This window comes from Streptomyces sp. NPDC088794, from assembly GCF_044750545.1.
In the GTDB taxonomy this organism is placed as follows: Bacteria; Actinomycetota; Actinomycetes; order Streptomycetales; family Streptomycetaceae; genus Streptomyces.
The window spans coordinates 554,715-567,535 of sequence record NZ_JBIVKB010000003.1 but is presented as its reverse complement, the minus strand read 5'-3'; the positions used below and the strand labels follow the sequence as shown (position 1 = coordinate 567,535).

12 protein-coding genes are annotated in these 12,821 nt (G+C 68.6%); 5 read left to right on the top strand and 7 right to left on the bottom strand.

The window, feature by feature from the left end; genetic code table 11:
• Positions 1-67: 67 nt before the first annotated feature.
• From ACIP6U_RS11440 to ACIP6U_RS11425, 4 genes are all read right to left on the bottom strand, one after another.
• The gene (locus ACIP6U_RS11440; protein ID WP_401715173.1) at positions 68-1,177 is read right to left on the bottom strand and encodes an ABC transporter substrate-binding protein; all 1,110 of its coding nucleotides are present in this window, start codon (positions 1,175-1,177) and stop codon (positions 68-70) included.
• Positions 1,178-1,247: 70 nt separating this feature from the next.
• Entirely contained in the window at positions 1,248-2,105 is an 858-nt protein-coding gene (locus tag ACIP6U_RS11435; RefSeq protein ID WP_401715171.1) for an ABC transporter permease, read from the bottom strand.
• A gap of 17 nt (positions 2,106-2,122) precedes the next feature.
• Positions 2,123-2,950 carry an ABC transporter ATP-binding protein gene (locus ACIP6U_RS11430; RefSeq protein WP_401715169.1) on the bottom strand — a complete coding sequence of 276 codons (828 nt, stop codon included), beginning with the start codon at positions 2,948-2,950 and terminating at the stop codon, positions 2,123-2,125.
• A gap of 150 nt (positions 2,951-3,100) precedes the next feature.
• On the bottom strand, positions 3,101-3,547 hold the full coding sequence (locus ACIP6U_RS11425; RefSeq protein ID WP_401715167.1) for a hypothetical protein: 447 nt from the start codon (positions 3,545-3,547) through the stop codon (positions 3,101-3,103).
• Positions 3,548-4,099: 552 nt separating this feature from the next.
• Here ACIP6U_RS11425 and ACIP6U_RS11420 point away from each other — a divergent pair.
• Genes ACIP6U_RS11420 through ACIP6U_RS11400 form a run of 5 tightly spaced genes read left to right on the top strand, consistent with a single transcriptional unit; the run spans position 4,100 to position 8,727 of the window.
• Positions 4,100-6,034 (top strand): RiPP maturation radical SAM C-methyltransferase, encoded by a 1,935-nt coding sequence (locus tag ACIP6U_RS11420; RefSeq protein ID WP_401715165.1) that lies wholly within the window; start codon positions 4,100-4,102, stop codon positions 6,032-6,034.
• Positions 6,016-6,618 (top strand): DUF5825 family protein, encoded by a 603-nt coding sequence (locus tag ACIP6U_RS11415; protein WP_401715163.1) that lies wholly within the window; start codon positions 6,016-6,018, stop codon positions 6,616-6,618. The genes ACIP6U_RS11420 and ACIP6U_RS11415 overlap by 19 nt, the downstream gene beginning before the upstream one ends.
• A gap of 48 nt (positions 6,619-6,666) precedes the next feature.
• Positions 6,667-7,008: a hypothetical protein gene (locus ACIP6U_RS11410; protein ID WP_401715161.1), complete on the top strand. Its 342-nt coding sequence runs from the start codon at positions 6,667-6,669 to the stop codon at positions 7,006-7,008.
• Positions 7,001-7,948, top strand: coding sequence for a hypothetical protein (locus ACIP6U_RS11405; protein ID WP_401715159.1), 948 nt, complete (start codon positions 7,001-7,003; stop codon positions 7,946-7,948). Before ACIP6U_RS11410 ends, ACIP6U_RS11405 begins: the two co-directional genes overlap by 8 nt.
• Entirely contained in the window at positions 7,945-8,727 is a 783-nt protein-coding gene (locus ACIP6U_RS11400) for a class I SAM-dependent methyltransferase (protein WP_401715157.1), read from the top strand. Before ACIP6U_RS11405 ends, ACIP6U_RS11400 begins: the two co-directional genes overlap by 4 nt.
• A gap of 23 nt (positions 8,728-8,750) precedes the next feature.
• On the opposite strand, the gene ACIP6U_RS11395 is transcribed toward ACIP6U_RS11400, so the two are convergent.
• The 3 genes from ACIP6U_RS11395 to ACIP6U_RS11385 all read right to left on the bottom strand — a co-directional run bounded on the left by ACIP6U_RS11395 (position 8,751) and on the right by ACIP6U_RS11385 (position 12,522).
• Positions 8,751-10,103 (bottom strand): MFS transporter, encoded by a 1,353-nt coding sequence (locus tag ACIP6U_RS11395; protein WP_401715155.1) that lies wholly within the window; start codon positions 10,101-10,103, stop codon positions 8,751-8,753.
• 115 nt (positions 10,104-10,218) lie between these two features.
• Positions 10,219-10,827 carry a TetR/AcrR family transcriptional regulator gene (locus ACIP6U_RS11390; RefSeq protein ID WP_401715153.1) on the bottom strand — a complete coding sequence of 203 codons (609 nt, stop codon included), beginning with the start codon at positions 10,825-10,827 and terminating at the stop codon, positions 10,219-10,221.
• 189 nt (positions 10,828-11,016) lie between these two features.
• Positions 11,017-12,522, bottom strand: coding sequence for a glycoside hydrolase family 3 protein (locus ACIP6U_RS11385; RefSeq protein ID WP_401715151.1), 1,506 nt, complete (start codon positions 12,520-12,522; stop codon positions 11,017-11,019).
• Between the last annotated feature and the right edge of the window lie 299 nt (positions 12,523-12,821).

The following is a 12,821-nucleotide window of genomic DNA, read 5'->3' as shown; positions in this document are numbered from 1 at the left end:
GGGCCTTTCTACGGCTCTTTCAGGGGCTTTTCCACGGCTCTGCGGCTACGGCGTGATGGCGCAGGCGCTACGGCGCGGGCCAGACGAGCTTGTCGCCGCTGTAGATGTCCTTGACGAACGCGGTGTCGAACCACGCCTCGGCCTTGGCGGCGGTCACACTGCTCGGCACGATCTTGAACTGGTGCAGCATGTCGACGAGCTTCCCGACGTTGGCGGTGTCGATGCCGCCCAGCGGCTGTCCGGGCGACGGGTTCTCCTTCACGACCTGCGTCTCGGTCTTCCAGATGGTCGCGTTGAGCTTCTTGTCGTAGGTCGGCCCTGACAACTTGGCCGCGTAGCCGACGCATTCGGTGATGTGCGCCTCGCTGCCGGAGCAGTACTCGTACGCGTGCAGGGCGGCCCGCAGCACGTCCTCGACGGCGTGCGGGTGCGCCTTGGCGAACGCCGGGTTCACCGCCATGGCGCCGATCGAGCTGGGGATGTCGTAGTCCACCGGCTTCCACACGGTGACGTCCTTGCCGGCCGCCTCGAGCTGGTTGGGCTCGTTGGAGACGAACCCGGTGAGCGCTTCGAGACCGCCCTGCTTGCGGGGCAGTACGGAGGGGTCGTAGCCCTCCTTGACCAGCTTGAGCGAGTCCCACTTGACCCCGGCCTTGACCATCATCGCCTCGACGGTGGCGGGGACGTAGCCCTTGTGGCCGACGACCTTGCCGTCGAGCTGGGTCAGGTCGGTGATGTCCTTGTTGGTCATCAGGATGTCGAGCCCGGCGTTCGAGTACGAGGAGATGCCCTTGATGTCGATCCCGTTGGCCCGTGCTTGGATCAGGTCCTGCTCGGAGATCGCGGACACCGTCGCCTGCCCGCCGGCCAGCAACTTGGTGTTCTGCGCGGTGTCCCCGGTACCGGGCTTGAGGTCGACGGTGAGGCAGAGGTCCTTGAAATAGCCCAACTTGGCGGCGGCGACGTATTCGAGGATCGAGACGGAGGACTGGAACTGGTACCCGGAGAGATACGTGATCTTCCCGGCGGCCTTGTTCTCGGCGCAGCGCTTCGCGGATATCGCGGAACCGGCGGCGCCGGCCGAGCTGCTGTCGTCCGACCCGGAACCGCATCCGGCGGCTCCGAGCACCAGCACGGCGGCGACGAGGGCGGATCTGGTGAGGCGAGTTACGGGCATGGGTGACTCCAAACTGGCTTTGACGCCGAAAAGGTGAGGAACACAGGTCCGGAGGAGCGCCCTGTCAGGCTCAGTTCGCGCTGTCGTGCCAATGCAGCACGCGACGCTCGACGACGGTCACCGCGAGCAGCAACAGCACACCCATCACCGCGAGGACGAGAATCGAGGCGTAGACAACGGGGAGTTGATTCATGGAGGACGCCACACTGATCGCGGTGCCAAGACCCCCGGTGGACCCGGACGCGGACATCTCCGCGACCACGGCCCCGATGATCGACAGCGGAAAGACGATCCGCAGCGCGGCGAAGAGATACGGCAGTGCGTGGGGGACACGCAGATGCCACAGCAGCTCGACCCGACTCGCATTCATCGTCCGATAGACCTGCAACACCTGCTGAGGAACGGACCGCAACCCCGTGGCCGTGTTGATGAGGATCGGAAAGAAACAGATCAGCCCGGTGATGATCAGCTTGGGCATGGGACCGAACCCGAACGCCACGACCAGAGCGGGCGCGATCGCCACCAGCGGGGTGACGTTGAGGACGACCGCGATCGGCATCACCGCCCGCCGCACCAGCGGCAGTTCACTGGTCAGCACCGCGAGGACGAATGCGGCGACGAAGCCCATACCCAGGCCGGCCGTGGCCTCGCCGAGCGTGACGAGGGCGTTGTGGACGTAGTAGCCGAAATTGCCGGAGAGTGAACTGCCGACGTCGGACAACGGCGGTAGCAGATAGGGAAGTTGTTCGGCTCCCCAGTGCCAGAGACCGCCGAGGATCGCCAGCATCACGACGAGGGGCAGCCACATGGCCGGCCGGATCCAGGCGATCCGGGATCTCGGGTGCTTGAGGCTGAAGCGGGACGGTTCGGCGGGCGGTCGCGTGGTCCCGACCGCCGGACCGGCAGCGCGTTCTTCGGCTACGGTCATGTCCCTCACGCCCCCACTCACGCGGCTTCGCTGTGCCAGGCGAGCCGCAGCCGCTCTCTCACCAGGTCCTCGTACTCGTGGAACCGCCGTTCCCCGAAAAGCCGTTCACCGCGCGGTCGGGGCAGGTCGACGTCGATGCTCTCGACGATGCGCCCGGGGTTCGGCGCCATCACGACGACGGTGTCGGAGAGTCGTACGGCCTCGGAGACGGAGTGGGTGACGAAGAGGACCGTCGTCCGCAACTCCTCCCACAGATCCAGGAGTTGGTCCTGGAGGCTCTCGCGGGTGAACTCGTCGAGCGCCGAGAACGGTTCGTCCATGACGAGCACGTCGGGCTGCAGACCGAACGCCCGCACGATCGCGGCGCGTTGGCGCATGCCGCCGGACAGCTGGGCCGGGAGCTTGTGCAGGGCGTCGCCGAGACCGGCCTTGACGAGGAGTTCCGTCATGTCGGGGACGGCCGCTGTCTGCCGCTCGGCGAAGTCGGCGATGCGTTCACGCCGCTTCCCCGCACCCCGGTTGATCTTCTGCGGCAGCGTGACGTTCCGCAGGACGGACAGCCACGGCAGCAACGCGGGGCTCTGCGGCACGAGTCCGATCATCTTGGCCGCGCACGCCTGCGCCGGAGTCACGCCGTGCACCGACACCTCGCCGCGGTCCGGCTGTTCGAGCCCCGCGACGAGACGCAGCAACGTCGACTTGCCGCAGCCGCTGGGGCCGATGAGACTGACGAAACGGCCCGACGGCACCGTCAGGTGGACGTCGTCGAGGGCCGTGGTCGCGGCCGACCCGAACCCGTAGACCCGTCGCACCGACCGCAGTTCGAGTGCTGGCGTACCAGTCACCTTCACGCTCCCATCCATGTCGCGGGCACGAGTGCCCGATCCTGGAAGTCGGAGAGCGTGCGTAGCGAGTGCGACTGACTGCCACGCGGAAATCCGCTTAGGTGCCCCCGACCGTAGGAAGATTGTGTTTCGGGACACCGCAGTTGTCTGTTACGCGCGTTTTACGTCTGGCCGCGACGGGGGTCGAAGCGGGGCGATCGCGCTGCCGTCGTACACGTAGATCTCGATCCCGAGGTCCGCCGCGGCCCGCGCCACCCAGCCGCCGAGCGCCTGCACGATCAGCTCGGTGACCAGCAGCACCGTGCGTTCGGCTGTCGGCACGGAGTCCCGCAGCCAGAGCAGCTTGAACATGTCCGCCATCACCTTGTTGCGGTAGGCGGGTTTGTAGGCGCCCTGGTTGCAGACCAGTTGGACGAGGACGCGGCCTGTGGCGTCGATGCCCTCCACCTCGACGCGGCTGCCGTCGGGCAGCATGAGCGGTTTCGGGCGCAGCACGACACCGAGCCCGTCGCCGAGGGCGAGCAGCATGCGGCGCTCTATGGACCCCTCGGCGAACCGGCTCCACTCGGTGGGGGAGTCAAGCACTTTCAGGCGCACATCCGGGATTGTAGGAATGTGCCGTTTCCTCGGTGTTTCGTGGTGCCGGTGTGGCCAGAGGTGCGCTGCTGAAGGCCGACAACCTTTCGACAGGCTTTTGCCTCAACTCGCTGTGCGAGCCTCGTGCCAGCGGATGTGTGATCTTCGCGTCTGCTCCAGCCGCGCGTCCACCTGCTGGGCAATGCCTCGTTCGCACACCGCGTCCGCGGAGCAGCCGAGAGGAGGGCACCATGCAGAAGACCGTTGTCATCAACGACCCGCAGAGCGACAACCGTGAGTCGGTCAAGGTCGAGGTCGGGGTAACCGTCAAGTTCTGAGCGCCACCGCCCGCACGTCCCGCATCTGCCGGCATGTCCGGTGATGCGTCGCGCTTCCGGTGCGACCGGAGTCTTCCGGCCGCACCGGAAGCGCCTCTGTGGTGAACCAGGAGAGGTGGATCATGAAAAAGGTCGTCGTGGTCAACGATCCGCAGGCAGACAACCGGGACGACGTCGAGTCGACCCACATTTCCGTCATGCTCGTCGTCTCGTTCTGAAAGCCTTCGGAGGACGCGTGAAGATCACACTGGTCAACATGCCGTGGGCGACGATCGCCACCCCTTCGCTCGCCCTGGGGATTCTCGCTCAAAGAATCAAGGACTCCTTTCCGGATATGGAGACGAAGACGGTCTACGCGAACATCGAGTTCGCCGACTGGATGGAGCGGCAAGGGGGATACGGCGCCGCCGACTTCAGCTTCTTCTCCTTGCAGAGCTATTTCATGGGATGCGGGGACTGGGTGTTCTCCTCCGCCCTCTACGGGGATCCGTCCTGGCGGGTCGAGGAGTTCACGAGCACGTTCGAGGACAGGATCAGCGACCGGCAGAAGGAGTCGTGCCTGCGGCTGCACCGGACGGTTCCCGAGTTCGTCGACACGCTCGCGCGGCAGATCGTCGCCGACGGACCCGACCTCGTCGGCGCGACCTCGACCTTCCAGCAGAACGTCGCCTCCCTCGCCCTGCTGCGCCGGATCAAGGAACTGGCTCCCGAGACGGTCACCGTGATGGGCGGCGCCAACTGCGACGGCCCTCAGGGCGAGGCGCTGCACCGTAACTTCGAGTGGATCGACTACGTCGTGCGCGGCGAGGCGGAGCGGACGTTCCCCCAGCTCGTCTCCGCCCTGCGCGACGGCCGGACGGAGGACCTGGCCCGCATCCCCAGCCTGTGCCGGCGTGTTGACGGCGCGAGCGTGAGCAACCCGCAGGCCAAGCAGCTCCTCGCGCCGGCCGAGATCCCGATGCCCGACTTCGACCCGTACTTCGAGCGGATCCGCACCTCGCGCGTCCAGTCCTGGTACGAGCCGGTGCTCGTCGTGGAGGGCGCACGCGGCTGCTGGTGGGGCGAGAAGCACCACTGCACCTTCTGCGGGCTCAACGGCTCCGCCATGACCTTCCGCAGCAAGAGCCCGCAGACCTATCTGCAGGAGATTCTCACGCTGGCCGAGCGCCATCACGTCCTGGACTTCTACGCGGTGGACAACATCCTCGAGATGTCCTTCATCGAATCCGTGCTGTCCAAGCTCGCCGACGCGCCGTTCGACCTGCGTATGCAGTACGAGGTCAAGTCCAACATGAATCTCTCGCAGATCTCCCGGATGCGCGCGGCGGGCGTGGTCAGCGTCCAGCCGGGAATCGAGAGCCTCAGCACCCGCGTGCTGAAACTCATGGACAAGGGTGTGAGCGGCACGCACAACATCCGGTTCCTGCGCGACGCGGAGACCAACGGGATGTCCGTGGCGTGGAACTATCTGTACGGATTCCCGGGCGAGACCCCCGAGGACTATCTGCCGATCATCGAGCAGATTCCGGCCCTGCATCACCTGCACCCGTCGAACGGGATCAACCGAATCGCGCTGGAGCGGTTCAGCCCCAACTTCGACCGCCCCGAACTCGGCTTCTCCGACCATCACCCGCACTGGCAGTACGCGCTCACCTACGATCTGCCGGAATCCGAACTGGCCGATCTGGCCTATCTGTTCGAGGCACCGCCGCAAGGTATCGACGACAAGCTCGCCGACCGGCTCAAGACGGCCCTCGACGAATGGGGCGACAACTACATCCGCAGCCGGCTGACCTATACCGACGCGGGCGACCGGATCAAGTTGACCAACTCCAGGCCGGGCTACGCCTGGCAGACGATGACCCTGACGGACCCGGTCGAGGTCGAACTCTTCCGCGCCCTGCACGACCCGAGGTCCGTCCGCCATCTGACCGGACTCGCGAGCCGCGGCGACGGCGCGGACACGTGGGACGACAACCGGGTCGAGCAGCTGCTCGCCGACTGGCGCAGCCACGGCCTGATCTTCGTGGACGCCGACCGCGCGGTCCAGCTCGCCACCGAGGACGAGAACCAGTTGATGTGCCGCATCCGGCGCGAGTCGGAGCGGGTCGGCGGGTCCGAACTCGCCCTCGAACAGGCCGAGGAGCCCACATGCGTAACGATCTCCTGACCGCGTCGGCACCCACCGCACCGACGGATCCGGCAACCGGGTCCACCGGCGAGCAGGTGCGTGACCTGTACCGGCAGGGCGTCCGGTACACGGCCATCGAGGAGCCGGTCTCGCTGAAGTCGCCCACGGCCCGCGACCTGCGCGCGCTGGACTTCGTACGGGTGGCCACCGCCCGCGGCATGCTGGTGCGTTGGCATCTGCGGGTGGGCCGCCGCGCCGACCCGGCCCTGCTGACCCAGCACCTGACCCACCTCCAACCGCCCGTCACCCTTGAGGGCAACCGTTCCCCCGAGCGCCTGGACCTGTGGAAGGTGCGCTTCTACGTCGGACGCTGTGTGTGGCGCCGGGGCCCCGGGTTCGTCCAGATCCGCGACCGCCGGGAGGGCGTGCTCCAGCTCTTCGACCTCGACGAGCCCGCGTACATACGGGCGGTGGGGCTGCTGGAGGAGCAGCGGACGGCCGAGGTCGATCCGGACGTGCTCACCGCGCTGCGGGACGAGAACCTCGTCCTCCGGCTCGGCGACCTCGACTGGTGGGCGCCGTGCCTGATCGACCGCTGGCCCGTCCCGTCCATGCTCCTGTGACCTCCGTGTCCGAGGCACTCGCTGTTCCGACGTTCTGAAGGAGGCCGTGTGGTCGACGAGATCGCCGCCGCGGTACTGGGCTGCGGTGTGCTGTGCTGGCTGGTGTGGCGCGGATTCTTCACCGCTCCGGGCTCGTTCGGTTCCTGGGCCATGTTCTCCCACCTGGGCGCCTACCGGGCCCGGCTGCGGGACATCGACGACGACCGGCCGGTCAGTCCATGGACGTACGAGCTGCGCCACGACTACTTCAACACCGCAGACACACTGGGTCAGTTGGTGCGCTACCTCGAAGAGGAGCACGGCCGGCGCGTGGTGGGTGACGGCGTGGCCCTGGTGCCGTTCGGCTATGTCAGGATCGCGATCAGGCACGGCGAGGTGGTCCGTGCATGACGTGCTGTCGATCGCGGCGCCCGTCGACGGAACGGTGGCGGGCCCGTCGCTGTGCTGCTATCGCCTGATCCTCGGCGCGGCCCTGCTGTGGAAGATCACCGCGGACCATCTCTTCGGCATGGCACGGTACTTCGACCTCAACCCCAAGTCCCTGCTGCGCTGGCGGTACGAGCAGGACGAGATGGCCGTGAAGCTGCTGCTCAGCCCGACCGCCTTCAAGGTCTTCTACGCGGCCCGGGCGGTCGCGGCCGTGTGTCTGTTCGCCGGTGTGCTCACCCCGCTGGCTGCGGCGGTCGTGGCCGCCTGGTGCATGTTCGAGTTCACCTTCGACCGCAAGTTCAACACCCTGTTCCTGGGCATGATGTGCCTCCCGTTCGTCTTCGCCCGGCAGGCCGACGCCTATCTGAGCCTCCAGTCGCTGCTGGACGCCCCGTCCCTGTCCGCGTTCCTCGAACCGCCCCGGATCCCGCACGGCCTCAAGCCCTCCTGGCCGCAGGTGGCCGTGGTCGTGCTGATGTTCCAGGTGTACTGGAGCAGCACCTGGTTCAAGGCCGCCTCCCGCCAGTTCACCCGCGGGGACACCCTTCAGAAGACCTTCGAGCAACTGGCCACCGTGCACGCCGAGTCGCCGGACGTCCCGCGCGACTACTACTTCCCGGCCTGGTTCACGGAGCGCTTCGCCACCGCCGAACCGGCCCTGGCCGCACGCCGGTTGCGCGCGCCCTCACTGGCGACGATCGGCGTCGAGGCGGCCCTGCCCCTGCTGCTGATCTTTCCCGCCACCTGGGCGGTGGGCGCGGTCCTGGGCCTGCTCACGCACATCGCGTTCACCTCGATCCTGCCCAAGCGGCTGGTCCCCTTCGGCGTGGCCTCGGTGGGGACCTATCTGCTCTTCCTGCCTCAGCACACCTTCGTGACCCTGATCGGGGGACTGACATGACAGGCGACACGGTGCGTGCTCCCGTCGTCTTCGGGGAACGCGCGCGGTCCTACGACCGACTGCGCCCCGACTATCCCCCTGCCGCCCTGAGCGAAGCCCTCGCCACGCAGGCCGGTGCCACGCCCGGCAGCGCCCTCGACATCGGCTGTGGAACCGGCAAACTCGCCACCGCGCTGACCTCACTGGGCCACCGGGTCATGGGCCTGGAGCCGGACCCGCGGATGGCGGCCGTCGCCTCGGCCAAGGGACTGGCGGTCGAGGTCGGCTCGTTCGAGGCGTGGGATCCCGGCGAGCGACGGTTCGGCACGGTCGCGTGCGGCCAGGCATGGCACTGGCTGCGCCCGGGAGAGCGGACGGACAAAGCGGTGCGCTGTCTGCGCCCCGGCGGGCAGATCCTGCTCGCCTGGAACCTCGGCTCCCACCCACCGCTCGTCGGCTTCGGCCTGAACCGCGTCTACGCATCCGTCCTGCCGGACGGGCTGCCCACAGGCGACGGCGGCAGGGCGAACCTGACGGAGGCGGACATCGACGAGTACGCGGCGGAACTACGCGCCCACGGCTTGTCCTCCGTCACCAAGTCCGCTTTCCCGTGGCGGAGTTGCCTCACCTCGCAGGAGTGGTGCGAACTGCTGGGCACCGACAGCCGCCACCTGGCCCTGCCCAAGGCGGTCCGACGAACGCTCCTGCACAAGGTGGCCCGCTACCTCGACGCCGAACACGGCGGCGAGGTCAGCCTCGACTACCGGTGTGTCGTCGTGACGGCGACCACGGCGGGCTGACCGCCGCCTTTCGCAAGCCTCCGTCATGAGGTGATCCGGTCGTCCGGGTCGGCGTCGGGCAGGGCCTCCTCGGCCTCGCCAGGAGCCGTGTGCAGGAGACGGACGGCCGGCACCACATGGTTGGCGACCGCCATCAGAACCAGACCGGCCGTGATGACGATCAGGGGCACGTCCACCCCGAACCCGTCGGCGAGCGCTCCGCACACCAGCGGTGCCGGCCAGCCGCAGCACATCGCGGCCAGGTTCATCGACGTGATGACGCGCGCGGTCAGTTCGTCCGGGACGACTGCGATCGCACGGCTGGCGAACACCACGTTCAAAGGCGTGACGAACACGGTGCTCGCGCCCAGGGACAGCGCGGCCAGCCACGGCCTGTCGGCGAGGAAGACCAGCCCCGCGACACCGCACGGGACCATCCACGAGACGAACAGCACGATCCGGTAGCCCGAGACCCGTTGGACGATCCGTCCGGCGGCGAGTGCGCCGCAGAGGGCACACGCGGTGGCGATCGCCTCGGCCGTGCCGATCGTCGAGGGCGATGCGCCGTGGTCCCGCAGCGTCACGATGAACATGAAGCCGATACCCGCGAACATGAGATTCGTGAGCGCCGACCACACCAGCGCGTACCGCAGGAACGTGTTGCCGCGGATGAACGCCAGGCCGGCGCCCAGGTCTTGAAGCAGCTTGGGACGGGAGCCGGGCCCGTCGTCCGAGGCAGCCGCCTCGGCCTCGGGTTCGGGTTCGCGGCTGACGTCGGGCCCCAGCGGAGTGCGCAGCAGCGCGGAGACGAGGGCGACCGCCGCGAAGGACACGGCGTCCGCGAGGAAGGGCGCCCACCGGGCCAGTGAGAACAGCAGTCCGCCGAGCGGCGCCCCGCCCAACTGGGCGCCGAAGTCCCGGGCTTCGGCCCTGGCGAACGCGGCCTTGAGCTGCGACGGGGGCACGATCCGCTTCACCAGCGGCGCCGCGGCTCCTCTGAACACCGCCGATGCCAGGCCCTGTAACAGGGCCATGGCCGCGATCAGCGGCAGCCATACGTGTGTTGCGGCCACCATCCAGAAGACCGCGCTCATGGTGACCAGTTGGACGCTCGCGGAGCCGACCAGCAGAGCCCGCCGCGAATAGCGGTCGGCGGCCACCCCGGCGGGCAGCAGACCCGCCAGCAGACCGACGCTCGCACACGCGCCGACGGCCCCGGCAGCGGCGGCCGAACCGGCGGAGGCCAGGATCAGCAGGGGGAACGCCAGCGTGGAGACACTGGTCCCCAGCCCGGACAACGCGGTGCCGATCCACCAGAGGTTGTAATCCCGGTTCCGCCACAGCGGCGTGGGCTCGGGAGCCCCTTGAACACTCGGCTGCCCGTCCGCTTGGACCACGGGAGTCAGGTTATCGCCGCATGCCGAAGGTTGTCGATCAGTTCGCGGTGTTCGTGGCGACAACTTCCGCACCACAAGGTCGAGTTGCCGTCAGGAGTGCGATTGCCGTCCGGAGTCAGACGGACCGTTCCTGCTGGAGCAGACCGTGTGCCAGGAGACGGGTCAGGGCCTCGACCGCCGCGTCGCCCTCCTCCTCGCTCTCGGCGGGTGCCGCGAGCTGGCAGAAGCGCTCGATCATCGCCACGACCGCGAGCGCCGTCAGCCGTGTGTCCCGGTCCGGGGCGGCGAGATCGCGCGCCTCGGTCACATGCGCGGTCCAGATGTCGACGTGCCGCGCCCGCATGTCCTCCCAGTGGGCGGCGAACTCCGCGCTGACCAGCGATGCCTCGTAGACGGCCGTCATATCGGCGCGGTGGGCGCGGTAGGTGTCCCAGTAGGCGCGCACGTGTCCGCGGATGTCCTCGACCTCGTCCAGTGCGTGCGGTCCGCCGGCCTGCTCGGTCACGCGCTCGCGCAGGGCCGCGGCGAAGTCGTCGACGACCGAGCGCAGCAGGTCGTCCTTGTCGGTGAAGTACCGGTAGAAGACCCCGGCCGACTTGCCCGCCTCCGCCGTGATGTCGGCGATCTTCGTCGACAGGTATCCCTGGCGCGCGATCACCCGCAGGGCGGCGGCCTTGAGCTCGGCGGCCGAGCGCTCGCCCTTGGACGTCACGGGTGTGGGCATCGGCCCTCCGGAATTCTGGCGAACGGGCATGCTGGAAGACGGGCACTGTGGAGAACGGCAGCAAATGTGAATTCAGGTTCAGTTATAGCACCTGATGCTCGCCCGGCCTGATGCTCGCCCGGCCTGATGCTCGCCCGGCCTGATGCCCGTCCCGCCTGATGGCCGTGCCGCGCATGCCCGTCCCGCCGTCTACCGCGCCCCCGTCAGCACCTCCGCCGCCGCCACCCCGGAGGCCGCCGTGGCCCCGTGGGTGAAGATCTGCACCGCTCCGCTGAGGCCGGTGCCCGGCAGGCCCATCTCCACCACGATCGCGTCGGGGCGCGCCGCGATGAGGTCGGCGAGGGCGTCGGCCATCCAGGCGTGCCGAGAGACGTCCCGCACCACGACGACGAGGGGGCGGCCCGCGGCGGGCTCCAGCGCGCACGCCCGCAGGGTCGCCGGCTGGAGTTCCTGGCGCTGCACGCGTACGGCGGTCGTGCCCGGCAGGCGCTCGCTCAGGGGAGCCGCCACGCCCCAGGGGGTCTCCTTGCCGATGGCCAGGTTGGTGGTGGGGGCGAGTTCCACGACGTGCGGGGCGGCGGAGAGCGGCAGTGTTGCGTTGACGGCCCCGGTCAGCCGGATGGCACGGCGGGCGGCCGCGAAGCCGATGTCCCCGCCGGCCGTGCTGCCGTCGTCGGCGTGCGCCAGTCCGGCCGACCAGGTGGCGAACTCCCGTACGCGCGCCACGGCTTGCTCCAGTCGCTCCCGGGTGAGGCTCCCGTCGGCCACGGCGTCGACCAGGGCGCCGGCGAGCCGGCCGACCATCGACTCCTCGGCGTTCTCACCGCCGACGCAGACCGCGTCGGCACCGGCGGCGACGGCTCGTACGGTCGCGCCCTCGATGCCGAACTGGTCGGCGACGGCGCCCATTTCGATGGCGTCCGTGACGATCAGCCCGTCGAAACCGAGCTCGTCGCGGAGCAGGTCGCCCAGGATGCGCGGACTGAGCGTGGCGGGCAGGTCGGGATCGTACGCGGGCACGAGGAGATGGCCGCTCATCACCGCGCGCACGCCCGCGTCCAGGGCGGCCCGGAACGGCGGCAGGGCCTGGGTGACGATCTCGTCCCGGTCGGCGCCGTAGACGGGCAGGCCGTGGTGGGAGTCGACGGCCACGTCACCATGGCCCGGGAAGTGCTTGGCGCAGGCGGCGACTCCGCCCGACTGAAGGCCCCGGATCCAGGCGGCGGTGTGCCGGGAGACGACCTTGGGATCCGCCCCGAAGGACCTGACCCCGATGATCGGGTTGTCCGGGTTGGAGTTGACGTCCGCGCTGGGCGCGTAGTCCAGACTCACGCCGACGGCGCGCAGTTGGCGGCCCAGGTCGGCGGCGACCGACTCGGTCAGTTCGGTGTCGTCGACGGTGCCCAGCGCGAGGTTGCCCGGCCGGGTGGATCCGGTGGCGGACTCGATCCGGGTGACGTCACCGGCCTCCTCGTCGATCGCGATGATCAACTCGGGGTTCTCCGCGCGTAGTTGCCCGGTGAGCAGGGCGACCTGTTCCAGCGAGACGATGTTGCGGGAGAAGAGGACGACGGACGCCAGCCCGTCCCTGATCTCGCGCAGTACCCAGTCCGGGGCTTCGGTGCCCACGAATCCCGGTTGCAGAACGGACAGCGCCAGCCGTCGCAACTCCGTACTGTGCTTGCTGGAGACCATCGAGTGTGTTCGCCTTCCAGGTGACCGACTTGGTACAGACCAATCTCCGCCCAGGCTAGCCGCTCATGTCAAGAGGGGGCCGTGGTGCGCCCCGGGCGTCGCGCCCGACAGGGGTTCGCCCTGCCGTCGACTGTCCGCCCGCACCCTGTCGTGCGTCCGCCCTCGGTCTGTCGTGGCCCCTTCAAATCCCCGTGGATATCGCCGATTTGGTGCCGACACGCGATCAACGGGCATGTTTGACACGGCGAGATGGTCTAGTCCAAATTGGTGGCACGCGAGTTCGAAGTGTGGCTGGTGCG